General features: G+C 67.9%; 27 protein-coding genes. 10 read left to right on the top strand and 17 right to left on the bottom strand.

The features are described 5' to 3' along the window. Positions 1 to 49 precede the first annotated feature (49 nt). The 3 genes from ACO07J_RS22325 to ACO07J_RS22335 are packed head-to-tail and all read right to left on the bottom strand — an operon-like array spanning position 50 to position 2504. Positions 50 to 1096 (bottom strand): threonine aldolase family protein, encoded by a 1047-nt coding sequence (locus tag ACO07J_RS22325; protein ID WP_422033094.1) that lies wholly within the window; start codon positions 1094 to 1096, stop codon positions 50 to 52. Then, positions 1093 to 1569 carry a YcgN family cysteine cluster protein gene (locus ACO07J_RS22330; RefSeq protein ID WP_422033096.1) on the bottom strand — a complete coding sequence of 159 codons (477 nt, stop codon included), beginning with the start codon at positions 1567 to 1569 and terminating at the stop codon, positions 1093 to 1095. The genes ACO07J_RS22325 and ACO07J_RS22330 overlap by 4 nt, the downstream gene beginning before the upstream one ends. Further along, positions 1566 to 2504: a bifunctional riboflavin kinase/FAD synthetase gene (locus ACO07J_RS22335; RefSeq protein ID WP_422033098.1), complete on the bottom strand. Its 939-nt coding sequence runs from the start codon at positions 2502 to 2504 to the stop codon at positions 1566 to 1568. The genes ACO07J_RS22330 and ACO07J_RS22335 overlap by 4 nt, the downstream gene beginning before the upstream one ends. Positions 2505 to 2599: 95 nt before the next feature. Here ACO07J_RS22335 and ACO07J_RS22340 point away from each other — a divergent pair, with 95 nt between their 5' ends. After that, positions 2600 to 3481, top strand: coding sequence for a sulfotransferase domain-containing protein (locus ACO07J_RS22340; protein ID WP_422033100.1), 882 nt, complete (start codon positions 2600 to 2602; stop codon positions 3479 to 3481). A 6-nt stretch (positions 3482 to 3487) separates the two neighbouring features. Here ACO07J_RS22340 and ACO07J_RS22345 read toward each other — a convergent pair whose 3' ends face one another. The 5 genes from ACO07J_RS22345 to ACO07J_RS22365 form a co-directional block, all read right to left on the bottom strand. After that, on the bottom strand, positions 3488 to 3670 hold the full coding sequence (locus ACO07J_RS22345; protein WP_422033102.1) for a hypothetical protein: 183 nt from the start codon (positions 3668 to 3670) through the stop codon (positions 3488 to 3490). Positions 3671 to 3767: 97 nt separating this feature from the next. After that, entirely contained in the window at positions 3768 to 4211 is a 444-nt protein-coding gene (locus ACO07J_RS22350) for a MaoC family dehydratase (RefSeq protein WP_057817713.1), read from the bottom strand. A 101-nt stretch (positions 4212 to 4312) separates the two neighbouring features. Further along, positions 4313 to 5185, bottom strand: coding sequence for a TIGR01459 family HAD-type hydrolase (locus ACO07J_RS22355; RefSeq protein WP_422033104.1), 873 nt, complete (start codon positions 5183 to 5185; stop codon positions 4313 to 4315). A gap of 130 nt (positions 5186 to 5315) precedes the next feature. Beyond that, a complete protein-coding gene (locus ACO07J_RS22360; RefSeq protein ID WP_422033106.1) occupies positions 5316 to 5555 on the bottom strand; it encodes a DUF1150 family protein in 240 nt (79 codons plus the stop codon). Positions 5556 to 5560: 5 nt separating this feature from the next. Beyond that, the gene (locus tag ACO07J_RS22365) at positions 5561 to 5974 is read right to left on the bottom strand and encodes an Hsp20 family protein (protein WP_300895038.1); all 414 of its coding nucleotides are present in this window, start codon (positions 5972 to 5974) and stop codon (positions 5561 to 5563) included. 165 nt (positions 5975 to 6139) lie between these two features. Here ACO07J_RS22365 and ACO07J_RS22370 point away from each other — a divergent pair, with 165 nt between their 5' ends. The 3 genes from ACO07J_RS22370 to ACO07J_RS22380 all read left to right on the top strand — a co-directional run bounded on the left by ACO07J_RS22370 (position 6140) and on the right by ACO07J_RS22380 (position 7986). Then, positions 6140 to 6364, top strand: a complete 225-nt coding sequence (locus ACO07J_RS22370; RefSeq protein ID WP_057817721.1) for a YdcH family protein — start codon at positions 6140 to 6142, stop codon at positions 6362 to 6364. Positions 6365 to 6425: 61 nt separating this feature from the next. Next, the gene (gene purE, locus ACO07J_RS22375; RefSeq protein ID WP_422033109.1) at positions 6426 to 6914 is read left to right on the top strand and encodes a 5-(carboxyamino)imidazole ribonucleotide mutase; all 489 of its coding nucleotides are present in this window, start codon (positions 6426 to 6428) and stop codon (positions 6912 to 6914) included. Beyond that, a complete protein-coding gene (locus ACO07J_RS22380; protein WP_422033111.1) occupies positions 6907 to 7986 on the top strand; it encodes a 5-(carboxyamino)imidazole ribonucleotide synthase in 1080 nt (359 codons plus the stop codon). The genes purE and ACO07J_RS22380 overlap by 8 nt, the downstream gene beginning before the upstream one ends. A gap of 253 nt (positions 7987 to 8239) precedes the next feature. On the opposite strand, the gene ACO07J_RS22385 is transcribed toward ACO07J_RS22380, so the two are convergent. Continuing rightward, positions 8240 to 9385: an alpha-D-ribose 1-methylphosphonate 5-triphosphate diphosphatase gene (locus ACO07J_RS22385; RefSeq protein ID WP_422033113.1), complete on the bottom strand. Its 1146-nt coding sequence runs from the start codon at positions 9383 to 9385 to the stop codon at positions 8240 to 8242. Continuing rightward, entirely contained in the window at positions 9382 to 10104 is a 723-nt protein-coding gene (locus ACO07J_RS22390; protein WP_422033115.1) for an esterase/lipase family protein, read from the bottom strand. Before ACO07J_RS22390 ends, ACO07J_RS22385 begins: the two co-directional genes overlap by 4 nt. A gap of 66 nt (positions 10105 to 10170) precedes the next feature. On the opposite strand from ACO07J_RS22390, the gene ACO07J_RS22395 reads away from it, so the two are divergent. Then, positions 10171 to 10608, top strand: a complete 438-nt coding sequence (locus ACO07J_RS22395; RefSeq protein ID WP_422033117.1) for an NUDIX domain-containing protein — start codon at positions 10171 to 10173, stop codon at positions 10606 to 10608. Then, the gene (locus tag ACO07J_RS22400) at positions 10605 to 11105 is read left to right on the top strand and encodes a GreA/GreB family elongation factor (RefSeq protein ID WP_422033119.1); all 501 of its coding nucleotides are present in this window, start codon (positions 10605 to 10607) and stop codon (positions 11103 to 11105) included. The genes ACO07J_RS22395 and ACO07J_RS22400 overlap by 4 nt, the downstream gene beginning before the upstream one ends. Before the next feature lie 6 nt (positions 11106 to 11111). On the opposite strand, the gene ACO07J_RS22405 is transcribed toward ACO07J_RS22400, so the two are convergent. The 5 genes from ACO07J_RS22405 to ACO07J_RS22425 all read right to left on the bottom strand — a co-directional run bounded on the left by ACO07J_RS22405 (position 11112) and on the right by ACO07J_RS22425 (position 14762). Continuing rightward, on the bottom strand, positions 11112 to 11951 hold the full coding sequence (locus ACO07J_RS22405) for a DMT family transporter (RefSeq protein WP_422033121.1): 840 nt from the start codon (positions 11949 to 11951) through the stop codon (positions 11112 to 11114). Next, a complete protein-coding gene (locus ACO07J_RS22410; RefSeq protein ID WP_422033123.1) occupies positions 11951 to 12442 on the bottom strand; it encodes a GNAT family N-acetyltransferase in 492 nt (163 codons plus the stop codon). The genes ACO07J_RS22405 and ACO07J_RS22410 overlap by 1 nt, the downstream gene beginning before the upstream one ends. Beyond that, positions 12439 to 13386: a sterol desaturase family protein gene (locus ACO07J_RS22415; RefSeq protein ID WP_422033125.1), complete on the bottom strand. Its 948-nt coding sequence runs from the start codon at positions 13384 to 13386 to the stop codon at positions 12439 to 12441. Before ACO07J_RS22415 ends, ACO07J_RS22410 begins: the two co-directional genes overlap by 4 nt. Beyond that, entirely contained in the window at positions 13383 to 13778 is a 396-nt protein-coding gene (locus tag ACO07J_RS22420) for a hypothetical protein (RefSeq protein ID WP_422033130.1), read from the bottom strand. Before ACO07J_RS22420 ends, ACO07J_RS22415 begins: the two co-directional genes overlap by 4 nt. Before the next feature lie 69 nt (positions 13779 to 13847). Next, positions 13848 to 14762: a DMT family transporter gene (locus tag ACO07J_RS22425; RefSeq protein ID WP_422033132.1), complete on the bottom strand. Its 915-nt coding sequence runs from the start codon at positions 14760 to 14762 to the stop codon at positions 13848 to 13850. Positions 14763 to 15032: 270 nt separating this feature from the next. On the opposite strand from ACO07J_RS22425, the gene ACO07J_RS22430 reads away from it, so the two are divergent. The 4 genes from ACO07J_RS22430 to gndA all read left to right on the top strand — a co-directional run bounded on the left by ACO07J_RS22430 (position 15033) and on the right by gndA (position 19600). Beyond that, complete coding sequence (locus ACO07J_RS22430; protein ID WP_422033134.1) at positions 15033 to 16226, top strand: aspartate aminotransferase family protein; 1194 nt, start codon at positions 15033 to 15035, stop codon at positions 16224 to 16226. A 76-nt stretch (positions 16227 to 16302) separates the two neighbouring features. Then, positions 16303 to 17229: an ornithine carbamoyltransferase gene (gene argF / locus ACO07J_RS22435; protein WP_422033136.1), complete on the top strand. Its 927-nt coding sequence runs from the start codon at positions 16303 to 16305 to the stop codon at positions 17227 to 17229. Further along, the gene (locus ACO07J_RS22440) at positions 17214 to 18128 is read left to right on the top strand and encodes a DMT family transporter (RefSeq protein ID WP_422033138.1); all 915 of its coding nucleotides are present in this window, start codon (positions 17214 to 17216) and stop codon (positions 18126 to 18128) included. The genes argF and ACO07J_RS22440 overlap by 16 nt, the downstream gene beginning before the upstream one ends. 71 nt (positions 18129 to 18199) lie before the next feature. Further along, on the top strand, positions 18200 to 19600 hold the full coding sequence (gene gndA / locus ACO07J_RS22445; protein ID WP_422033140.1) for an NADP-dependent phosphogluconate dehydrogenase: 1401 nt from the start codon (positions 18200 to 18202) through the stop codon (positions 19598 to 19600). Between the two features lie 13 nt (positions 19601 to 19613). Here the strand turns inward: gndA and ACO07J_RS22450 are convergent, their stop codons facing one another. Both ACO07J_RS22450 and ACO07J_RS22455 read right to left on the bottom strand, forming a co-directional pair. Next, a complete protein-coding gene (locus tag ACO07J_RS22450) occupies positions 19614 to 20204 on the bottom strand; it encodes a hypothetical protein (RefSeq protein WP_422033142.1) in 591 nt (196 codons plus the stop codon). A gap of 122 nt (positions 20205 to 20326) precedes the next feature. Further along, the gene (locus ACO07J_RS22455) at positions 20327 to 21826 is read right to left on the bottom strand and encodes an inorganic phosphate transporter (protein ID WP_422033144.1); all 1500 of its coding nucleotides are present in this window, start codon (positions 21824 to 21826) and stop codon (positions 20327 to 20329) included. Between the last annotated feature and the right edge of the window lie 73 nt (positions 21827 to 21899).

The following is a 21899-nucleotide window of genomic DNA, read 5'->3' on the forward strand; positions in this document are numbered from 1 at the left end:
TCCAAATATCCAAATTCCGACGCCGCCACGCGCGCGGCGCCGGCGGGCCTTACCCCTTGGCCAGCGCGATGAACCGGTCGATCTCGTCCTCGGTGATCGACCAGTCGCAGACCAGCCGGGCCGGCAGCGGCTCCTTGCCGTCGCCCTCGTCGAGCGGGCCGTCGTAGAGGCCGTAGACCGCGCCTTCCGCGTGCAGGCGCTGGTGGGTGGCGCGGGGCAGGCGGGCGAAGATCATGTTGGCTTGCGGTTCGACCTCGAAGCTGGCGCCGGGCACGGTTTTCAGCCCCTCGGCCAGCCGGGCGGCGCGGGCGTTCGCCGTCTGCGCCGAGCGGCGCCAGAGGTCGTCGGTGAGGTAGGCCAGCATCTGGGCCGAGAGGTAGCGGTGCTTGGAGAAGAGATGCGCGGCGCGCTTGCGGCGCAGTTCGAATTCCCAGGCCTTGTCGGGGTCGAAGAAGACCACCGCCTCGACGCCCAAGCAGCCGTTCTTGGAGCCGCCGAGGCTGAACGCGTCGATGCCGGCCTCGTGGGTCATCTGGGCCGGGGTGCAGCCGAGCGCCTCGAGCGCGTTGGCGAAGCGGGCGCCGTCCATGTAGACGGGCAGGACATGGGCGTGGGCGACCTCGGTCAGGGCGGCCAGCTCCTCGAGGCTGTAGACGCGGCCCATCTCGGTGACCTGCGTCAGTGCCACGGGCCCGCGCTGCGAGACGTGCACGTCGCCTGCCGTCCAGCTTTCGATGGCCGCATCCAGCGTCTCGGGGGTCATCTTGTCGCCTTCGCCGGCCAGCGTGAGCTTGCAGCCGCCGGTGTAGAATTCCGGGGCGTGGCATTCGTCGCGCTGGATATGGGCGAGCGGGGTGCAGAAGATGGTCTGCCATGGCTGGGCCAGCGTGGCCAGCGCCAGCGCGTTGGCGGCGGTGCCGGTGGCGACGAGGAAGACCTCGGCCTCGGGCGCCTCGAACAGCTCGCGGATGCGGTCGCGGACGGCATCCATCAGCCCGTCGGCGCCGTAGGAGGGGGCAAAGCCCTGGTTCGCGGCGGTGATGGCGGCCAGCACCTCGGGGTGGGCGGGGCCGCAATTGTCGGAGGCGAAATTCATGCGCCAGGCTCCTCGATCAGGTGGTCTTCCCAGTCGTCCTCGTCGACCTCGAACTCGGGCACGGTGCTGTTCAGCACCGAGACGCCCGCGTCGTGCACCGTGTCGGGCGTGCCCGAGATCAGCGGGTGCCAGTCATAGAGCGGTTTGCCCAGATGCAGAAGCTTGTAGGCACAGGTTTCGGGCATCCAGTAGAGGTTGCGGTCGAGGTTCTTCGGGCTCAGGGTGATGCATTCCGGCACGAACTGGTGGCGGATGTCGTATTGCGCGCAGCGGCAGGTCGTGTCGTCGAACAGGCGGCAGGCGACGCGGGTCAGCGCCACCTCGCCGGTCTCTTCGTCTTCCAGCTTGTTGAGGCAGCACTTGCCGCAGCCGTCGCAGAGCGCTTCCCACTCGGCGCGGGTCATGCGGTTGAGCGGCGTCGTCTCCCAAAAGCGCGGGCGCAGGCCGGTCCGGTCGATGGGATCGTCGGTCATAGTGCGTCGAGGATGTCGCGGGCGCGGGTACAGTCGGCGTCCATCTGGGCGATGAAGGCCTCGAGGCTGTCGAAGGTTTCTTCCGGCCTGAGATACTCGACCAGCGCGACGGAGAGGTCGGCGGAGTAGAGGTCGCCCGAGAAGTCGAAGATGAAGGTTTCGAGGTTGGGCACCTCGCCGTGGAACATCGGCCGCACGCCGAGCGAGGCGGCGCCGTGGTAGTGGCCCTTGTGCGGACCGTCGAGCACGTCGGCCAGCACGGCATAGACGCCGAACTTGGGCGGGTGGAGGCCTTCGATCGACATATTTGCGGTGGGGTAGCCAAGGTCGCGGCCGCGCTGCTCGCCGCCGATCACCGGCCCGTCAATCCGGTGCCAGTGGCCCAGCATCCGCGCGGCATCGCGCGGGCGGCCGTCGGACAGGGCGTTGCGGATAGCGGTGGAGGAGACCTCGCCATTGTCGCCCTCAAGCAGCTCGGCGATGGTGACGCCGAAGCCCATCTCCTTGCCAAAGGCCACGAGGTCGGCGGCATCGCCCGCGCGGCCCTTGCCGAAGCAGAAATCGGCGCCCACCACCACGTGCGACAGGCCCAGCCCGTCGCGGATCACCTTGCCGGCGAATTCGCGCGGCGACAGGCCGGCGAGGGCGGCGTTGAAATTCAGCTCGTAGAGCCGTTCGACCCCCAGCTTTTCCAGCCGGTGGGCGCGCGCCTCGGGGTTCATCAGGCGGAAGGGCGGGGCATCGGGGGCGAAATACTGGCGCGGGTGCGGCTCGAACGTCAGCACGCCCAGTGGTGCGCCGATGGCGTCTCCGGCCGCGCGGGCCTGCTCGATCACCGACTGGTGGCCGATATGGACACCGTCGAAATTGCCGATGGCGACGGAAGCGCCGCGGTCGGCCGGGTCGAGATAGGTGAAATCGCGGATGATGCGCATGGCGTTTGCGTAGCCCCATGCGGGCGCGGGTGCAAGACGCGATCCGGGGCGCTTGGCGCTTGCCTCGGCGTCGGGGCGCTGCCAATCTGCCGGGCATGGACAGCGACAGGACATTCCGCCGCGCGACGACGATCGAGGAGCTTGACGCGATCACCGGGTTTTCGACCGAAGCCGGCGAACGCATCGGCCTCGCCTACCGCCCCGATCCAGGCGATATCTTCATCTCGCCCTATGCCAAGTGCGGTACGACATGGATGCAGCAGGTGGTGCACGGGTTGCGCTCGGGCGGGTCGATGGATTTCGACGAGATCACGGAAGTGGTGCCGTGGCTGGAACTGGCGCATGACATGGGGGTCGACGTGAACGCCCCGCAGGTGGCCGCGCCGCGGGCGTTCAAGAGCCACCTGGGCTGGGACGACATCCCGAAGGGCGGGCGGTACATCGTGGTGTTTCGCGACCCAGTGGATGCGATGATCTCGCTTTACCGGTTCTTCGAGGGCTGGTGGTTCGAGACCGGCGCGATCAGCGTGGACGATTTCGCCGATTACTACCTGCGGCGCGGGGAGGATTACTGGGCGCACGCGTCTTCGTGGCTGCGGCAGCGGGGGCGCGAGGACGTGCTGCTGGTCACGTTCGAGGAGATGAAGCGCAACCTGCCGGGCGTGGTGGACCGGGTGGCGGATTTCATGGGCGGGTACGATGCCGCGACGCGGGCGATTGCCACGGAACAGGCCGGGTTCGCCTTCATGAAGCGGCACGGGCGCCAGTTCGACGATCACCTCGTGCGGCAGGCGCGCGATGCCGCCTGTGGCCTGCCGCCGGGCGGGGCCGCGACCAAGGTCGCCTCTGGGAAAAGCGGGGCGGAGATCTCGGACGAAATCCGCCGCCGGTTCGAGGACCGCTGGCAGGAGGTGATGGAACGGGAATTCGGCCTGCCCACCTACAGCGCCCTCGACCAGGCGCTGCAGGGGCGTTGAGCCGCGTCAGCCCTGGTTGGGCCCGCGCAACTCGCTGATGGCGAGGCGGATGCGCTTCCAGTCTTCCGCCTCGTCCGTCTTGCCGGCCTCTTCGCAATCGCGCATCCGTTGCGCCGCTTCGGCCATGGCCTTGTTGCCGCGTGCGCTGAACAGGGCGCGGGCGTATTCTGTCGTCTGAATGGCGTCCATTGGGATGTCCTCCATCAGTTTGGGGCACCACCATAGCATGTATGGTGCGTGTCAGGCAAAGCTGATGGGGGAGACGCCGCTTTTCAAGGGGCTGGTGTCAGTCGAACTTGCCCGAAGGCGCAAGCACCGTGGCCTCGCCGATGAGCACCTTCTTGCCGTCGACCATGCAGCGGCAGTCGAGCTGGACGCGGCGCTTGGCGTGGTCGATGCCGATCACCTCGACCTCGGCATGGACCATGTCGCCGGGGCGGACGGGCCCAAGGAACTTGAGCGTCTGGCCCATGTAGACGGTGCCATGGCCCGGAAGCTGTTCACCGATGACGGCCGAGATCAGCCCGGCCGTCAGCATGCCATGGGCGATGCGGCCCTCGAAGATGGTGTCCTGGGCGTACTCGTCGTCGAGATGCACCGGGTTCCGGTCGGTCGAAACTTGCGCGAACATCTCGATATCCTCGTCGGTGACGACCTTCCGCAGGTGGCGGGTCATGCCCATCTCGATTTCCTCGATGGTGATGGTTCCGCGCGGCATGTTGTCCAACATTCGACCCTCCGAGGTCTGCGAGTGGGTAACTTTCGGACCGATTCAGGGCCGATCTGGCAACTTAATTACTTCGCGGGTGCAGAAAATCAAGGGGTAATTTGTCAGCGCAGGAAGCCGATGGTGTATGTGGGCGACACCTTTTCCATGTCGAGATAGGCCTTTAGCGCGTCGGGGTCGGGCTGCTTCGTCGTCTTGGTCGCCTCGGCGGCAAGGCCGCCGGAGATGAACAGGCTGTCGATATCCTCGCCCATGGCGCCGGCGATGTCGGTATGGGCGCCGTCGCCCACGGCGAGGATCTGGTCGTTCGAGAAGTCGCGGCCCAGCTCGGCCAGTCGGCGGTGGGCGAGGTCGTAGATCGGCGGGTGGGGCTTGCCGAAATAGAGGCTTTCGCCGCCCATTTCGGTATAAAGCCGGGCCAGCGCGCCGGCGCACCATTCGCGGATATCGCCGCGGTCGACCACGATATCGGGGTTGGCGCAGAGCAGTTTCATGCCCTTCTGCTTGGCATAGAGGAAGTCGGCGCGCATCTCGTCGAGATCGGCAACAGGGTCGAAGGGGCCGCAGCAGACGATGCCCTCGGCCTCGGCCAGCGGCACGCTGGTCACCTCGACCGGGTCGTCGATGATCTTGAGCGGGTCGAAGAATTTCAGGTCGTGATCCTGGCCCACGAAATAGACCTTGCGGCCCACGGCGCCGCGGAACATGGCCATGCGCGCGCTGTCGCCGGAGGTGGCGATGGTGTCCCACGCGTCCTCGGGCACGCCGAACTTGACCAGTTGCCGCTCGACCCCGCTGCGGGCGCGCGGGGCGTTGGTGACCAGCACCACCACGCCGCCGGCTTTCCGGTAGTCCTGCATGGCCGCGACGGCCTCGGGGTAGGCGGTGACGCCGTTATGCAGGCAGCCCCACAGGTCGACGAACATCGCCTTGTAGCGGCCGGAAATCTCGGAAAGGGCGGTGATGATCTGGGTCATGGGGCCTCGGCGCCTTGGGTCTGGAGAACGGGGCCAGATATGGCAGGCGCGGCAAGGCTTGGCCAGTGCGAGTTTGCCCCCGGCACCGGGTTGCCCGGCGGCCATGGGGGCGGCCGCCGGCAAGGGTGTCTCAGTGAACCGCGACGGGTTCCATGTCGTGCTGCTTGGCCAGCACGAAGGCCAGCGCCCGGTCGCGCACCAGCGCGAGGCGTTCGCCGTCGGCATTGTGCACGGCATAGAGCGTTTCCAGCCCCATGGCCTGTTGCTGTACGTCGGCGGGCAGGTCGTCGACCTTGACCGGGCGGACATAGACGATGGCCCGTTCTTCCTCGACGGCGGTGCCGTTGTCGAAATCGTATCTGGTATCCATACCGCTTATCCCTTCTTGATGTTGATGGTCTGCACCACCGTTTCCGGCTGGGCGCGCTTCAGGTCGATGTGCAGGAGGCCGTTTTCCATCAGGGCCTCGCCCACCTCGACCCCGTCGGCCAGCACGAAAGAGCGCTGGAACTGACGCGCCGCGATGCCGCGATGCAGGAACACCCGGTGATCCGAGTCGTCCCGCTGACGCCCGCGGATGACCAGTTGCCGGTCTTCCACGGTGATCGAGAGGTCGCCCTCGCCAAAGCCCGCCACGGCGAGCGTGATGCGGTAGGAGGTGTCCGACGTCTGCTCGATGTTGAAGGGCGGATAGCCCTCGTTGCCCGACTTGGCGCTGCGTTCCAGCATGCGCTCAAGCTGCTCGAAGCCGAGCATATAGGGGTGCGACCCCAGGGATAGCTTTGTCATCGGTGCGTCCTTTTCGATTAAGCGACCGTCCGTCTTGTGCCCGGGCCCCTTTGCGGCGACCCTGCCAGAGAAATATGGTATCAGGGTCTTCCGGGCGCAAGGGCTTTGCGAAATGCGGCTTTGGCGGTATCTTGGGATGTCTGATCTTCAGGGGAATCGGCCCGGATGAACATGTTGAGCGACCTGTCGATGAAATCCGACGAGGTGCTGCGGGTGGAGCTGGAGGAGTTTCGCCGCCAGCACCGTGACCTCGACGAGGCGATCCACGCGCTCGAGGAGCGCGGCACCAGCGACCGGCTGACAATCAAGCGGCTCAAGCAGCAGAAGCTGCGCCTGAAGGACCGCATCTCGTGGATCGAGGACAGGCTTTACCCGGACATCATTGCGTAACGGCAAGTGATCGGTATAGTGCGCGCTCCTGACACCGGGGCGGATCGCGAGAGGGCGCAGCATGGCCGAAATTTCCGTGGGCATCATCATGGGCAGCCAGTCGGACTGGGCCACGATGAAGAAGGCGGCCGACATACTCGACGAGCTGGGGGTGGCCTACGAGGCGAAGATCGTCTCGGCGCATCGCACGCCCGACCGGTTGTGGGACTATGGCAGGGCGGCCGCCGGGCGCGGGCTGAAGGTGATCATCGCCGGGGCCGGGGGTGCGGCGCACCTGCCGGGGATGATGGCGTCGAAGACGCGCGTGCCGGTGATCGGCGTGCCGGTGCAGACGAAGGCGCTGTCGGGGGTCGACAGCCTGTATTCCATCGTGCAGATGCCCAAGGGCTTCCCGGTGGCGACCATGGCGATCGGCGAGGCCGGGGCGGCTAATGCCGGGCTGATGGCGGCGGCGATCCTGGCGAATGGCGATGCGGCGCTTGCAGAGCGGCTGGACGCGTGGCGCGAGGCGCTGTCGGCCTCGATCCCGGAGGAGCCGCAGGATGGTTGAGGCACTGGCGCAGGGCAGCACGATCGGCATTCTGGGCGGCGGACAGCTTGGCCGGATGCTGGCCGTGGCGGCGAGCCGGCTGGGGTTCAAGACCTGCATCTTCGAGCCGGGCGGCGATTGCCCGGCGAGCCATGTGGCGAACTACCATTTCCAGAAGTCGTACGAGGATGAGGCCGCGCTGCGCGCCTTTGCCGAGGCGGTCGACGTCATCACCTACGAGTTCGAGAACATCCCCACTTCGGCGCTCGATATCCTCGAACCGCTGAAGCCGGTGCGGCCGGGGCGCAATGCGTTGCGGGTGAGCCAGGACCGGCTGGTGGAAAAGGCGTTCCTGGCCGAGTTGGGGTTGAAGACCGCGCCTTTCGCGGCGGTGGACGAGGCCGAGGATCTGGCCGAGGGGCTGTCGGAGATCGGCTTTCCGGCGATCCTGAAGACGCGCCGCTTCGGCTATGACGGCAAGGGGCAGGCGCGGATCAACGCCGCTTCCGAGGCCGAACAGGCGCTGGCGGACATGGGCGGCCAGCCCGCGATCCTCGAAGGTTTCGTGAATTTCAGCCACGAGGTGTCGGTGATCGGGGCGCGGGGGCTGGATGGCTCTGTCGCCTGTTTCGACCCGGGCGAGAACGTGCACGAGGGCGGTATCCTGCGGACCACGACGGTGCCGGCGCGGCTGTCGACGAAACAGCGGACGGACGCGGTGCTGCTGGCGGGGCAGATCCTCAACAAGCTCGATTACGTGGGCGTGATGGGGGTGGAGCTGTTCGTGACCGAGGCCGGGCTGGTGGTGAACGAGATCGCGCCGCGGGTGCATAACTCGGGCCACTGGACGCAGCAGGGCTGTACCATCGACCAGTTCGAGCAGCATATCCGCGCCGTGGCGGGGTGGCCCCTGGGCGATGGCGGGCGGTATGCCGACGTGGTGATGGAGAACCTGATCGGCGATGACATGAAGAAGGTGCCGGGGATCGCGCGGGAGGCGGGCGCGGCGCTGCATCTCTACGGCAAGGCAGAGGTCAAGCCGGGGCGGAAGATGGGGCATGTGAACCGGATCGTGCCGGCTCGTCCGTCCTGACGGGCGGTGCCGCGGAGCTAAACCTGAAGCCGGGCGGCGGGCCGGGCTGGCGGGATTGGATATTTTTACCAAGAAGAAGCGGGGGGGGCTGGAACCGCAGCGCGCCGCGCATCGGATCGCTCCGACGGCGGCGCGTGAAATGCGTGTTTGGTCGCATCTCTTTGGGCGGCCATCGGCTCCCCAGCCTTTGCCGCCGGACAAGGGTAGTCCGGAGAAGGTTAACAAAAGGTTAGCGCGGCCGGGGCCGTGCGGGTCAGGCCAGGAAGCGCGCCGCGGCCTCGCCCCGGAGATGGGTGAGCCGGCCGCCCGAGATCGTGGCGCAGATGTCGCGGGTCGTGGCGTCGAGGATGACGAGATCGGCGCGCTGGCCGGGGGTGAGCCTGCCGCGGTCGTCGAGGCCGAGGAGGCGGGCCGGGCCGGCGGAGACGAGGGACCATGCGCCGGCGAGGTCGCAGACCCCGCCATCGGCCAGCAGGAAGGCGGCGCGGCGCAGCGAGGGGTAGTGATAGTCCGAGGCCAGCGCGTCGCAGAGGCCCATGGCGGCGAGGTCGATGGCACTGACATTGCCGTTATGCGAGCCGCCGCGGACCACGTTGGGGGCGCCGAGGATCACGCCGTCGCCGGTGGCGCGGGCGGCTTCGGCGGCCTCCTGCGTTTCGGGGAACTCGGCGAGGCGGACGCCCATGTCGTGCCACCGGTCGCGCTGGGCTTGGGTGCGGTCGTCGTGGCTGCCCATGCGGATGCCTTCGGCGGCGAGCGACTTGGTGAGGGTATCGAGGGCGGCGGGCACTTCGCCCATGCGGGCGTGCAGCCCTTGCATGTATTCGAGATGTTTCTCCGGGTTGCGGCCGATGCGCAGGGCCTGCCCGGTCAGGCGGGGCGGGCGTTTGCCTTTTTCCAGCGCGTCGTGCGGCAGGTGGTCGTTGAAGACGACGTAGGGGATGGCGAAACGGCGGAGCATGGCCTGCATGGCGTCGTAGTCGTCGAGCATCGGGGTTTCGAACCGCAGTTGCGGGATCAGCGTGGTGTCGAGCCTGGGGCGCACCTCTTCGAGGCCGGTAAAGACGCGTTCGGCGAAGTCGGGCCCGCGCATGCCGCCCTCCCAGCTGTAGAACTGGGCGAGCACGGCGGTGGTGATGCCGTTGGCGGCCAGCTCCGCCTCGGCCGCGATCAGGCCCTGGCCGATATCCTTCATCGCGCCGCGCCTTGGGGCGAGGTGTTTCTCGAACCCGTCGCCATGTGCGTCGACGAGGCCGGGCAGGACGAGGAAGCCGGAGAGGTCGATCTCTCGCGGCTGGCGCGCGTCGGTGATCCGGCCCGCGGCGAGGTTGAGGTCGGTGTCGGCCAGCCCCTCGGGCAGCAGCACGCGGGCCCCGGTGAGGCGAAGGGAGAGGCTCATTCGCTGCCGCCCCAGAACAGGTCGCCCAGGTCCATCTGGTGATCGAAGGCGCCGGTTTCGAGGAATTCGCTGACCTGTGCGATCACCATCGGGTTGTTCATCATGAAAGTGTGGGTGACGGGCAGTTCGATATGGTCGGCCATCCCTTCGACCCGTGTCGAGGCGACCGAGACCTTGCCGTCATCCGGCCCCTCGATCAGGGTCGAGAAATAGGGGTTGAGCGAGCGGGTGCCGGCGATCACGCCGAGCTCGAAATCGACCGGCGGCAGGGTGGCGGGCAGCCCCTCGTCGCCGGTGACGAGTTCCTGGGCGGCGGGGCCGTTGATCCATTGGAAGAGCTCGACCTCGCCCAGCTCGTCGACCAGTTCCGAGCCCTGGTTGGGGGGCGCGAGCATGACCACGCGACCGAGCCGTTCGGGCCGGTGATCCTGAAGCCAGTAGCGCAGGAGGATGCCGCCCATGGAATGGGTGACGAAATGGACCTGCGTGGCGCCGCAGACGCGCACGGCGAAGGGGAGGGTTTCCTCGGCCAGCTGTTCGATGGTTTGTTCGGTCGAGGGATAGTCGGAGCGGAAGGTGGTGTAGCCCTGTGCCCGCAGCGCCTCCTCCATCACGATGAAGGACGCCTCGGTGCGGGCGAGCCCGTGCAGCAGCACCACGCAATCGGCGAGGGCCGGCGCAGGGAGGATGAGGGCAAGGGCGGTGGCAAGCGCTTTCATGGGGATTGAGATATAGCGATTGGCGGCGTTACAACAGCCCCTGACGCGGAATGGAGGGGCGCTTGCATGGTACGTCTGGCGGTGCGGGCGGTGATCGTCGAGGACGGGCGGCTGTTGCTGGTCAACGCCTATCCCAGCGAGGAAAGCGCGCTGTGGTGCGCGCCAGGCGGCGGGGTGGAGACGCACAGCTCGCTGGAAGATAACCTCGTGCGCGAGGTGTACGAGGAGACCGGGCTGACCATCTCGGTGGGCGATCCTTGCCTCGTGAACGAGTTTCACAGCGAGGCGCGGGGGTTCCACCAGGTCGAAATGTTCTTTCGGTGCCGGGTCGGGGCCGGCGAATTGACCGATGCGTGGGTTGACCCAGAGGCGGTCGTCAACCGGCGGCGGTTCTTCACGCGGACGGAGCTGGCGGGGATCGCGCTCAAGCCCGACAGCCTGCCGGATGTCGCGTTCGGGGGCGGGTTTCGGTATGATCCGCTGGAGGAGCTGGTGAAACCATGAACAAGGCCTTCACGAAAGAGGATGATGGCGGCGGGCCCGAGCGGCTGCCCGACCTGCCGATCAGCCCGCACCCCAACCATGTCACCCCGCGCGGGCTGGCCTTGCTGAAGGCGCGGGCCGAAGCGCTGGAGGCCGAGGTGGGACGGCTGCGCGCCGGGCAGGAGGAGGCGGGCGACCTGACGCCGCTGGCGGTGGCCGAGCGGGACTTGCGTTATGTCGAGGCGCGGATATCGAGCGCCATTCTCGTGACCCCGCCGGAGGCGCCGGAGCGGGTGCAGTTCGGCACAACCGTGACGGTCGTGGACGAGGAGGACCGGGAGGCCAGCTATACCATCGTCGGGGAGGACGAGGCGGAGCCGGAGAAGGGGCTTATCACCCATGTCTCGCCGCTGGCCCGGGCCTTGATGGAGGCCGAGCCGGGGGACGTGGTGGACTGGGTCAAGCCCACCGGCACGGTGGCGCTGGAGGTTCTGGCGGTGCGCCCGGCGGAGGGCTGATGCCCGTCAGCGGCGGCGCAGGACCGAGACCGCGACGCCGCCGAGGACGAGGGCCGAGGCCAGCACCGTGTCGCCCTCGAGCGTTTCGCCCAGCAGGATCATCCCGCCCGCGATGGCGATCACCGGCACGGTCAGCTGCGCCACCGCCGCGATCGAGGCGTCGAGCCTTGGCAGGACGCTGTACCACAGCGCGTAGCCCATGCCGGAGGTGACGGCGCCTGACAGGACGGCGAGCGCCACGCCAGGCATGGTCAGGTCGACCGCGCCGACGGGCAGGGCGAGGCCGATCACCACGCCCACCGGGGTGGCGAGGATGAAGTTGGCCGCCGTCGCCTGCAGCGCGTCCTCGGCGCGGCGCCCGGCCAGCGAGTAGATGCCCCAGCCGACGCCGGCCGCGGCCATGAAAAGCCCGTGGCGGACGCTCACCTGCACCGGCCCGGTGGGCCAGAGGAGCCAGGCGAGCCCCGCAAGCGCCAGCGCCGCGCCGATCCAGCGGCGGGGCGGCATCGCCTCGCGCGCCAGAAGGCCGCCGGCGAACATGGTGACCTGCACCGTGCCGAACAGGATCAGCGCGCCGAGCCCGGCATCGAGCGCCCCGTAGGCCAGCGAGAACCCGTACATGTAGACCAGCAGCGCCAGCATCCCCGCCGCCCGCGCCGGCCCGCCCAGCCGCAGCCCGCCGCGCAGGATGACGCAGAGCCCGGCCAGCATCACCGCCCCGGCAAACAGGCGGATGGTGCCGAAATCGGTGGGGCCGATATGCCCGCCCGCCAGCGCCATCCGGTTGAGGATCGAGTTGGCCGCGAAGGCCACCATCGTCAGCGCGGTGAGCAGGAAGAGTCGCATCAGAGACCGTCGAACGGTTTGGGATAGCGCAGGGCCTGCGCCGGGGCATCCTCGCCCGGCCCGGCCAGCAGCGTGTGCTCGAGCGGGTAGGGGGAGGTGAGCTTTGCCGCGCGGTCCTTGCGGAAGCCGGCCTTTTCGTAGAATTCCACTTGCCCCAGGACGACCACGTACTGCCGCGTCAGCCGCGCCCATTCCGCCAGTTGCCCGATCATCCGGCGGCCATGGCCGTGGCCTTGCAGGTCGGGCGCGATGGCGACGGGGGCAAGGCACAGCCAGCCCTTTGGCGCGCGGAACGGCGACAGGGCGTAGTAGCCGATGACCCGCTCGCCCATCGGCAGCACCATCTCGCCCGCCATGTCGCCGGACTTGCGCAATGCCTCCACCAGTTGGCTTTCGTCACTGCCGCCGAAGGCTGTGTCGAGCAGGTCCGCCACCGCCGCCTCCTCGCCCGGGTGCATCGGCCGGGTGAAGCCGGGGAAGGCGGGGATCACGGCCGGCCCGCCATGTCGGTGAAGCCGGGCGTGCCGATCTCCTCGGGGTGGGCCTCGAGATGCTTGCGCTTGATCCCGTCGGACATGGTGCGCGAGCCGTCATGGCTCCAGCCCGGGGGCATCACGCAATACATCAGCCGGTCGCGCATGGTCAGGCCCGGCTGCGTGGCGTCGCGCCAGATGGCCACCCATTCGTGGAAGGCCACGCGCAGCGGGTTGAACGTGCCGATATTGTGGACGAGGCCGTAATCGACCTTTTCCTTCTCGTATTCGGGCACGAAGGTGCCGAACAACTTGTCCCAGACGATGAACACCCCGGCATAATTGGCATCGAGGTAGCGCGGGTTGCGCCCGTGATGCACGCGGTGGTGGCTGGGCGTGTTCATCACCGCCTCGAACCAGCGGGGCATCCGCCCGATCGCCTCGGTATGGATCCAGAACTGGTAGATCAGGTTCAGCCCGCCGCAGAACAGCACCATCGCCGGATGGAACCCCAGCAGGATCAGCGGGGCGCGCACCAGCATCATGAAGGTGAACGTGCCCGTCCATGTCTGGCGCAGGGCGGTGGTGAGGTTGTAGTGCTGGCTGGAATGGTGGTTCACGTGGCTGGCCCAGACCCAGCGGATGCGGTGGCCGAAGCGGTGGACCCAGTAATAGCGCAGGTCGTCGAGCACGAAGCACAGCAGCACCACCCAGAGGCTGGTGCCGAGGTCGAGCGGCGTGATCTCCCACAGCAGCATGAAGAAGCCGTAGGCGATGAAGCCCAGCACGATGCCCGAGGCGACGTTGCCCGCCCCCATCAGCAGCGAGGTCAGCGCGTCGCGCGTTTCGTACCGGCCGCCACGGCGCTTGATCAGGATCCAGACCAGCTCGGCCAGGATCGCGGCGATGAAGAAAGGAACCGCGAAGTTCACCACGTCCGGATAGGTCAGGTCTTCGGTCATGTGTTCTTCGTCTCCATCAGCGTCGGCCAGAGGTCGGCCTCGTCGTCGTTCAGCCTGAGCCGGATGCGGGGGGCGGTGAAATCCGGCAGGTCGATGCACAGCCCGTCTTTCGTCCGGCGGATCGTGGCGCCGCGGAGGAAACGGGCGGTCGTGTCCATCCCCATCGGCCAGACCACGCCTGCGCCCCGCGCCGACTCGATCAGCGCGGCGTGGCGGTCATGGCTCAGGATCACCCGGGCGGGCGGGGTGCCGGGATATTCCCTCAGCCACGCGCGCCGGGCGGCGTCGTCGTCCTCGAGGCGGGCCAGTTCCGACCGGCCCAGCATATGCAGCAGAACCACGATTCCGGCAATGCCGATGACCACCATTGGCAGAAGTATCTGAAGCGGCATATGTCCTCCCGGCCCCCTCGCTTGCGAGTAAGCCAAATGCCGGGCGCGCTTGTCAAAGGGGGCGTTGCGTCACATCGGCTGCGAGGGGCGCACCGGCGGCGGCGCTTTCTTCAGCCGCGCCTCGCGCCAGGCCAGCAGGCCCGCGCCGCACAGGATGATCGTCGCCCCGGTCAGCGAGACGGCATCGGGGATCACGCCGAAGACCAGCGCGTCGTAGATCGCGGCAAAGACCAGCGCGGCATAGAAGAAGGGCGCGACGAAGCTGGCATCGGCCCGTGCCATGGCATTGACGAAACAGGCCTGTGCCGCGGCCATCAGCACGCCGATCCCGGCCAGGGCCGCCCATTGCCGGGGCTCGGGCCATTGCCACACGAAGGCGGCGGCTGCGCCCGAGATCAGCAGCCCGATGGCGTTGTTGACCAGCAGGATCTGGAACGGCCCCTCGCGGCCGGACAGGCGCTTGATCAGGATCATCTCCGAGCCCATGAGCACCGCGGCGCAGAGCGCGAGCATGGCGCCGAACTCCACCACCCCGCCACCCGGCCGGGTCAGGATGGCGGCGCCCAGGATGGCGATGGCCGCCGCGCTCCAGCGGACGCGGCCGACGGTTTCGCCCAGCAGCGGGATGGCCAGCATCATCGCGAAGACCGGGTTGAGGAAGCTGATCGCGGTGGCGTCGCTCAGCGGGATGAAGGCGGCCGCCGCGAACATCAGCGTCACCCCGCCCCAGCCGAGCGCCGAGCGCGCGGTATGCAACTTCAGGTCGGGCCGGGTGAACCGGGGCCGCACAAGGGCGGTGACCGCGCCGATGGCGAGGAAGGCGAACAGGAACCGCCCGTTGGAAATCTGCAGCGCGTGCATCCCGGGCCCCAGCGCGCCGGTGCCGAGCGCCTTGGCCAGAAGCGTGGTGCCCGCGGCGAAGGCGGCGGCACAGAGCGTCAGCAGGGCGGCAAGCGCCGGGTTCTGGTCGCGCGGTGTGAACATGGGGCCGGGCTTGGCGCGAAAGGCCGGAAGGGTCCAGAGGCGAAATTGTGCGCGGTACAAGTTTTCCCTTTCCCTTGCGGCAGTCGGGCGGTAAGAGCGGCGCCATGATCGCACGCCCCGCATACGCTGCCACCCGACGCCGACGCACCCGCGCCTGACGTCCGCCCGCGTTCGATCCCCGGCGCCTGACAACCGCGCCACCCCCACATCACATTTGACTCATGGGCCCGCCTGAGCAATCAAAGGGCCTCCATATCAGAGGATATCGCCATGATCCCGTCCGTTCTGCCGACCTACAACCGCGCGCCGCTCTCCTTCGCGAAGGGCGAGGGCAGCTGGCTGATCGAGGATGACGGGCGCCGATTTCTCGACCTCGGTTCCGGCATCGCGGTCAACGCGCTGGGCCATGCGCACCCCGCGCTGGTGGCGGCCCTGACCGAGCAGGCGGGCAGGCTGTGGCACACCTCGAACCTCTACCAGATCCCGCAGCAGCAGGCGCTGGCCGACAAGCTGGTGGCCGCCACCTTCGCCGATACCGTCTTCTTCACAAATTCCGGCACCGAAAGCTGTGAATTGGCGGTGAAGATGGCGCGGAAGTATTTCCACGAGAAGGGCCAGCCCGAGAAGGTTGAGATCATCGGCTTCGAGGGCTCGTTCCACGGCCGCTCCTCGGCCGGGATCGCCGCTGCCGGGTCCGAGAAGATGACCAAGGGTTTCGGCCCCCTGCTGCCGGGCTTCCGCCACGTGGCGTGGGACGATCCGGAGGCGCTTAAGGCCGCGATCACCGACGAGACCGCCGCCATCCTGATCGAGCCGGTGCAGGGCGAGGGCGGCATCCGCCCGCTGTCGGACCAGGCGCTCCGCGACCTGCGGGCACTGTGCGACGCGCACGGTATCCTGCTGATCCTCGACGAGGTGCAGTGCGGCATGGGCCGGACGGGCAAGCTTTTCGCCCATGAATGGGCCGGCATCAGGCCGGATATCATGATGGTCGCCAAGGGCATCGGCGGGGGTTTCCCGCTGGGCGCCGTGCTGGCCACCGAGGAGGCCGCCTCGGGCATGACCGCGGGCACCCATGGCTCGACCTATGGCGGCAACCCGCTGGGCTGTGCCGTGGGCAACGCGGTGATGGATCACGTGGCCGACCCGGCCTTCCTGGCAGAGGTGAGCCGCAAGGCGGGGCTTCTGCGCCAGAAGCTCGAAGGGCTTGTCGGAAGTCATCCGGAGGTGTTCGAGGAGGTGCGCGGATCGGGCCTGATGCTGGGGCTGAAGTGCAAGGCGCTGAATGCCGACGTGGTCAAGGCCGGCTATGACGCGCAGGTCGTCACCGTGCCCGCCGCCGACAACGTCATCCGCCTGTTGCCGCCGCTCACCATTTCCGAGGAGGAGATCGCCGAGGCCGTCAACCGGCTGGACGCCGCCGCCACCGAGGTGGAGCTGGCCCAGGCCAGGCAGACCGCCTGATCTTTCACTTTTCCAAAAATACTCCGGGGGTCCGGGGGCTGGCCCCCGGTTCTGCCATTAGACAAGAGTAACCGACATGACCGATTTCCTCGACATCCACAAAACCGACTCCGCCGACCTTCGGCAGATCCTCGACCAGGCCAGCGCCATGAAGACCGCCCGCGCCGGCCGCCATCGCGGCGCGCCCGATGACGAGCAGCCGCTGAAGGACCGGATGGTCGCGCTGATCTTCGAGAAACCCTCGACCCGGACGCGCGTCAGCTTTGACGTGGGCGTGCGCCAGATGGGCGGGCAGACCATGCTGCTGTCGGGCGCCGAGATGCAGCTGGGCCATGGCGAGACCATCGCCGACACCGCCCGCGTGCTCAGCCGCTATGTCGACCTGATCATGATCCGGACCTTCGACGAATCCGTGCTGATGGAGATGGCGGAATACGCCGACGTGCCGGTGATCAACGGGCTGACCGACCGCACCCATCCCTGCCAGATCATGGCCGACGTGCTGACTTTTGAGGAGCATCGCGGGCCGATCGCGGGCAAGAAGGTGGTGTGGTCGGGCGACGGCAACAACGTCTGTTCCTCCTTCCTGCATGCCGCTGCCCAGTTCGGCTTCGACCTGACCTTCACCGGCCCCGCCCAGCTTGACCCCGAGGACGAGTTCGTGGGCCTCGCCCGCAAGGCGGGCCGCAAGATCACCATCGAGCGCGACCCCTACAAGGCGGTCGAGGGCGCCGACCTGATCGTCGCCGATACCTGGGTGTCGATGCATGACAGCCAGTCCACCAAGGAACGCCGCCACAACATGCTGCGCCCCTACCAGGTGAACGAGGAGCTGATGGCCCATGCCAAGCCCGATGCCCTCTTCATGCATTGCCTGCCGGCCCACCGCGAGGAGGAGGTGACCAGCGCGGTGATGGACGGGCCACATTCGGTGATCTGGGACGAGGCCGAGAACCGGCTGCATGCGCAGAAGGCGATCATGCGGTGGTGCCTGGGCGTGTGACCAACGCCGCCGCCCCCGGGCCCGGCCGCCTTCTGGCGGCGGGGCTGCTGATCCTGATGGGGATGATGTGGGGGCTGCAATTCGCCATGCTGAAGCTCACCTCGCAGGGTGGGTATTCCGAGATTTCCGTGGTGATGATTGCGCTGGTGCTGCTGTCGGTGGCGTTCCTCGCCATCTCGCACCTGCGGGGCGAGCATATCCGCAGCCTGCGGGGCGTGGTGCCCTTCCTGATCATCACCGCGATCCTTGGGTATGTCATCCCGCTCTTCGCCGCGCTCACCGCGGCGGGCGAGATCAGCACCGGGCTGCTCAGCCTGACCGGCTGTACCTCTCCGGTCGTCGCCGTCATCGTGGCGCTTCTGCTGCGGACCGAGCGGGTCTCGCCCCGGCGCATCGCGGCGGTGGCGCTGGGCGTGATGTCGGTCGCCGTGATCCTCGTGCCGCAGATCGATGCGCCTGGCTTCGGGATGGCGCCGTGGATATTGCTGGCGCTGGTGGTGCCCATCTCCTACGGGATCGAGTCGGTCTATATCTCGCGCCACTGGCCCAAGGGCATGACCGCCATGCAGGCCGTCACCGGCGAGACCATTACCGCCGCCGTGCTGGTCTTTCCGCTGTTCCTTTTCTTCTCGGGTGGCAGCGTGCCGCTGTCGGATGGCTGGACGCTGGCCGAGACCGCGATCCTCGTCTTCGTGGGGGCGGGGGTGGTGGAAAGCCTGATCTATTTCTACCTGATCCGGCACACCGGCGGGGTTTTCGTGAATTTCGGCACCTTCGTGGCGCTTTTCGCCGGTATCGGCTGGGGCATCGTGCTGTTCGGGGAAAGCCACTCGGCGATGGTCTGGGGGGCGGTGTTTTTGCTGGTGGGCGCGCTCACCCTCGTCAGCCGCGAGGGGTGATCCGCCGATCCGCTTGCACGTGGCCGCGTTTGCAATAGGCTGACCGTGGCGGAGCGGGAAAAGGCGCAAGCATGGCCAAGGCACAGATCGGCGTTTACGGGCTCGGCACGATGGGCAGCGCGCTGGCGCTGAACATGGCCGAGAAGGGGGTCACGGTCGCCGTGACCAACCGCGAGACCGACTGGATTTCCGCCTTCATGGCCGAGGCGGGCGGGCTGGCCGACAAGCTGCACCCGCACGAGGCGCTCGAGGATTTCGTGGCCGGGTTGGCCAGCCCCCGGGTGATCCTGTTCATGATCCCCTCGGGGGCGCCGATGGACGCGATGATCGAGGCGGTCGCGCCGCTGCTGGCGCCCGGCGACACGATCATCGACGGCGGCAATGCCGATTTTCACCAGACCCGCCGCCGCTCTGCCGCGCTGGCGGACCGGGATATCCATTTCGTCGGCATGGGCGTTTCGGGCGGCGAGAAGGGCGCGCGGCACGGCCCCTCGATGATGGTGGGCGGCACCGACCATAGCTGGCAGCAGTTGGGGCCGATCCTGCGGGCCATCGCGGCACAGTACGAGGGGGAGCCCTGCGTCGCCCATCTCGGCCCCGACGGGGCGGGGCATTTCGTCAAGACCGTGCATAACGGCATCGAGTATGCCGACATGCAGATGATCGCCGAGATCTACAGCCTGCTGCGCAACGGCGCCGCCTGGGCGCCCGCCGAGATCGGCCAGCTTTTCGCCGAGTGGAACAAGGGCCCGCTGCGCTCCTACCTTGTCGAGATCACCGCCGACATCCTGCAATACCACGACCCCGAAACCGGCCATCCGATGGTCGATGTCATCAAGGATGCGGCGGGGCAGAAGGGCACCGGGCGCTGGACGGTGATCGAGGCCCAGAGGATGGGGCAGGCCGCCAGCATGATCGAGGCCGCCGTCGGCGCGCGCGCATGGTCGTCGGAGAAGGACACGCGCCAGGCCGCGCAGGACAAGCTGGGCGGCGCCCGGGGCGGGCTGGAGCTTGACGGCGCGACGCTGGCCGAGGCGATGATGGCGGCGCGCGTACTGGGCTATGCGCAGGGCTTCCGCATCCTTGCCGCCGCGTCGGCCGAGTATGGCTGGCAGCTCGATTTCGCCCGGATCGCCGAAATCTGGCGGGCCGGCTGCATCATCCGCTCGGCCCTGCTGGACGATATCGCCACGGCCTTCCGGGGCGAGCTTCCGCATGGCGAGCTGATCCTCGCGCCGGCCTTTACCGAAACCCTCGGCCGCACCCTGCCGGCGCTGCGCGCCGTGGTGGGCGCGGCGGTGGCGCAGGGCCACGCGGTTCCCGCGCTGTCGGCCGCGCTGCAATGGGCCGACACGATGCGGCAGGGCTTCGGCACGGCCAACATCATCCAGGCCCAGCGCGACTATTTCGGCCATCACGGGTTCGAGCGGCTGGGCCAGTCAGGCCAGCACCAAGGGCCGTGGTGGGATTAGCCTGAAACGGGCGTCACGGCAGGCCGGGCGTCGGCAATGTTCCTTCCATCGGGCTGCGCCGCCAGATGTCGACCAGGCTTCGATAATGCCGCAGCTGCCGGATGGCCGTGACCTTCGAAAGGGTTTCCTTTCTGGACGGGAAGAACACTTCATGCGCTTCCACCTCATCGAGAAGGAAGATGGCGTCGGTGACGCTCTGCGATGCCGCGTCCAGGCGTTGCACCCGCGCGACGCGGGTCTTTCTGGTTTCGAGCGACCTGACAAGGTTGAACGTGCGGCGACGTCTCAGACGCATCATCCTGAGCAGGTTCCTCGACATCCGCCTGCTGAACCCCGCGACCACAATCCTGCGGCCAGCCCGGCTCATCCGGATCGCGGCGCTGACCTCGTCGTCCGAGATATCTCGCAGGTGCGACCGCCGGATAATGAGGGTCGGGAAGCTGCCGGCCCCCCGCGCGGCGTCGCGGCCGCTGCCCCGGTCATTCCGGCCAGCCCCGCCCGGACCGGCGACGGTTGCCATCACCGGCGTTGCCAGGCTGGCGGTGGCACCAAGCGTCGCCAGCAACAGGCGCCGCGAGACGCGGCTGTCATACACATTGAACATGATCAAATTCCCCCCTGTTAATAGGGTAACATAATACCATGAATGTGGGATTTGAACAAATCGGCGGCGCGGGGCCGCCCTCGCTTGCCTGAAAGAAGCCGTCGGCCGCGACAGCGCGGTGCTCAGACGAGAACGGAATTCAGCAGCAGGAAGATCGCCGCCGACATCGCCGCGGCTGCCGGCACGGTGATCACCCAGGCGGCGAGGATGGTCATGAAGTGGCTGCGCCGCACCAGCTTGCGCCGGCGGCGTTCCTCGGGCGGCAGGCGGCGGGCGGTGCCGTTCGCGGCGTTCGAGGGGCGGCGGCGTTCCATGTACCATTCCCGGAAGAAGCCCACGCCGAACACCCCACCCACCGCGATATGGGTAGAGCTGACCGGCAGGCCCAGCCAGCTGGCGACGATCACGGTGATGGCGGCCGAGAGCGCCACGCAATAGGCCCGCATCGGGTTCAGCTTGGTGATCTGGCTGCCCACCATCCGGATCAGTTTGGGCCCGAACAGGAACAGGCCGAAGGAGATGCCCAGCGCCCCGATCACCATGACCCAGAGCGGGATCGCCACCTTTCCGGCCGCGGCGCCGAATTCCGAGGCGTGGACGATGGCGGCGAGCGGGCCCACCGCGTTGGCCACGTCATTTGCCCCGTGGGCAAAGGACAGTAGCGCCGCCGACACGATCAGCGGCAGCGCGAACAGCGTCTTGAGCGAGCGGTTGCGGTTCTCCAGCCCGCGCGACTGGCGCCGGACCAGCGGCACGGTGAGCGCCCAGCAGATCACCCCGCCTATAAGCCCGATCAGCAGCGCGGTGCCCATGTCGATATGGATGACCCGTTTCAGCCCTTTCAGCGCCAGGTAGGCGGCAAAGGTTCCGGCCATCACCCCCACCAGGATCGGCACCCAGAAACGCGCGGCGGCGAGCTTGTCGTCGCGATAGATGATCCGGCTCTTGATCAGGGCGAGGAAGGCCGCGGCGAAGACGCCGCCGAGCACGGGCGAGATCACCCAGCTTGCGGCGATGGCGCTCATGGTGGGCCAGGAGACCGCGCCGAACCCCGCCGCGGCGATCCCGGCGCCCATCACCCCGCCGACGACCGAATGGGTGGTCGAGACCGGCGCGCCCACCTTTGTGGCCAGGTTGACCCAGAGCGCGGCCGACACCAGCGCCGCCATCATCGCCCAGATGAAGCTTTGCGTTTCGGCCACGCTGGCGGGGTCGATGATGCCCTTGGAAATGGTCGAGACCACGTCGCCGCCCGCCAGGAGCGCGCCTGCCGTCTCGCAGATCGCGGCGATGACGATGGCCCCGCCCATGGTCAGCGCATTGGCGCCCACCGCCGGGCCCATGTTGTTGGCCACGTCGTTGGCGCCGATATTGAGCGCCATGTAGGCGCCGAACACCGCCGCGGCGATGACGATCAGGTTGCCGGGCTGGGTGCCGAAGAACAGCGCCGCCGCAAGGCCCGCGACGACGATGAAGGCCAGCGCGATTCCCAGCGCCGTCAGCGGGCGGGCGACATAGGCCGTGGCATACTCGACCTGCGAGATGCGGCCGAGGTCCTTGTCGAGCGTCTTCCACTGGTTGGTGTCGGGCGAGTTGCTCACGCGGCGGGCCTTCCGGGTCATTCAGCTTCCGGGGCGCAGCGCTACCGGCACCGGCATGCCATTTCAACCGCCTCTGTCACAAAACAGTCACAAA

The organism is Roseovarius sp., from assembly GCF_965228755.1.
Taxonomy (GTDB): Bacteria; Pseudomonadota; Alphaproteobacteria; order Rhodobacterales; family Rhodobacteraceae; genus Roseovarius.

Excerpts from the sequence above, each read along its gene's own strand:
- ACO07J_RS22390 (WP_422033115.1), bottom strand. The coding sequence starts at position 10,104 with ATGAAAGCGCTTGCCACCGCCCTTGCCCTCATCCTCCCTGCGCCGGCC.
- ACO07J_RS22385 (WP_422033113.1), bottom strand. The coding sequence starts at position 9,385 with ATGAGCCTCTCCCTTCGCCTCACCGGGGCCCGCGTGCTGCTGCCCGAG.
- ACO07J_RS22345 (WP_422033102.1), bottom strand. The coding sequence starts at position 3,670 with ATGGACGCCATTCAGACGACAGAATACGCCCGCGCCCTGTTCAGCGCA.
- argF (WP_422033136.1), top strand. The coding sequence starts at position 16,303 with ATGACCGATTTCCTCGACATCCACAAAACCGACTCCGCCGACCTTCGG.
- ACO07J_RS22325 (WP_422033094.1), bottom strand. The coding sequence starts at position 1,096 with ATGAATTTCGCCTCCGACAATTGCGGCCCCGCCCACCCCGAGGTGCTG.
- gndA (WP_422033140.1), top strand. The coding sequence starts at position 18,200 with ATGGCCAAGGCACAGATCGGCGTTTACGGGCTCGGCACGATGGGCAGC.
- ACO07J_RS22340 (WP_422033100.1), top strand. The coding sequence starts at position 2,600 with ATGGACAGCGACAGGACATTCCGCCGCGCGACGACGATCGAGGAGCTT.
- ACO07J_RS22415 (WP_422033125.1), bottom strand. The coding sequence starts at position 13,386 with ATGACCGAAGACCTGACCTATCCGGACGTGGTGAACTTCGCGGTTCCT.
- ACO07J_RS22355 (WP_422033104.1), bottom strand. The coding sequence starts at position 5,185 with ATGACCCAGATCATCACCGCCCTTTCCGAGATTTCCGGCCGCTACAAG.
- ACO07J_RS22430 (WP_422033134.1), top strand. The coding sequence starts at position 15,033 with ATGATCCCGTCCGTTCTGCCGACCTACAACCGCGCGCCGCTCTCCTTC.
- ACO07J_RS22335 (WP_422033098.1), bottom strand. The coding sequence starts at position 2,504 with ATGCGCATCATCCGCGATTTCACCTATCTCGACCCGGCCGACCGCGGC.
- ACO07J_RS22455 (WP_422033144.1), bottom strand. The coding sequence starts at position 21,826 with ATGACCCGGAAGGCCCGCCGCGTGAGCAACTCGCCCGACACCAACCAG.
- ACO07J_RS22330 (WP_422033096.1), bottom strand. The coding sequence starts at position 1,569 with ATGACCGACGATCCCATCGACCGGACCGGCCTGCGCCCGCGCTTTTGG.
- ACO07J_RS22380 (WP_422033111.1), top strand. The coding sequence starts at position 6,907 with ATGGTTGAGGCACTGGCGCAGGGCAGCACGATCGGCATTCTGGGCGGC.
- ACO07J_RS22370 (WP_057817721.1), top strand. The coding sequence starts at position 6,140 with ATGAACATGTTGAGCGACCTGTCGATGAAATCCGACGAGGTGCTGCGG.
- ACO07J_RS22400 (WP_422033119.1), top strand. The coding sequence starts at position 10,605 with ATGAACAAGGCCTTCACGAAAGAGGATGATGGCGGCGGGCCCGAGCGG.
- ACO07J_RS22395 (WP_422033117.1), top strand. The coding sequence starts at position 10,171 with ATGGTACGTCTGGCGGTGCGGGCGGTGATCGTCGAGGACGGGCGGCTG.
- ACO07J_RS22405 (WP_422033121.1), bottom strand. The coding sequence starts at position 11,951 with ATGCGACTCTTCCTGCTCACCGCGCTGACGATGGTGGCCTTCGCGGCC.
- ACO07J_RS22365 (WP_300895038.1), bottom strand. The coding sequence starts at position 5,974 with ATGACAAAGCTATCCCTGGGGTCGCACCCCTATATGCTCGGCTTCGAG.
- ACO07J_RS22420 (WP_422033130.1), bottom strand. The coding sequence starts at position 13,778 with ATGCCGCTTCAGATACTTCTGCCAATGGTGGTCATCGGCATTGCCGGA.
- ACO07J_RS22350 (WP_057817713.1), bottom strand. The coding sequence starts at position 4,211 with ATGTTGGACAACATGCCGCGCGGAACCATCACCATCGAGGAAATCGAG.
- ACO07J_RS22360 (WP_422033106.1), bottom strand. The coding sequence starts at position 5,555 with ATGGATACCAGATACGATTTCGACAACGGCACCGCCGTCGAGGAAGAA.
- ACO07J_RS22425 (WP_422033132.1), bottom strand. The coding sequence starts at position 14,762 with ATGTTCACACCGCGCGACCAGAACCCGGCGCTTGCCGCCCTGCTGACG.
- purE (WP_422033109.1), top strand. The coding sequence starts at position 6,426 with ATGGCCGAAATTTCCGTGGGCATCATCATGGGCAGCCAGTCGGACTGG.
- ACO07J_RS22450 (WP_422033142.1), bottom strand. The coding sequence starts at position 20,204 with ATGTTCAATGTGTATGACAGCCGCGTCTCGCGGCGCCTGTTGCTGGCG.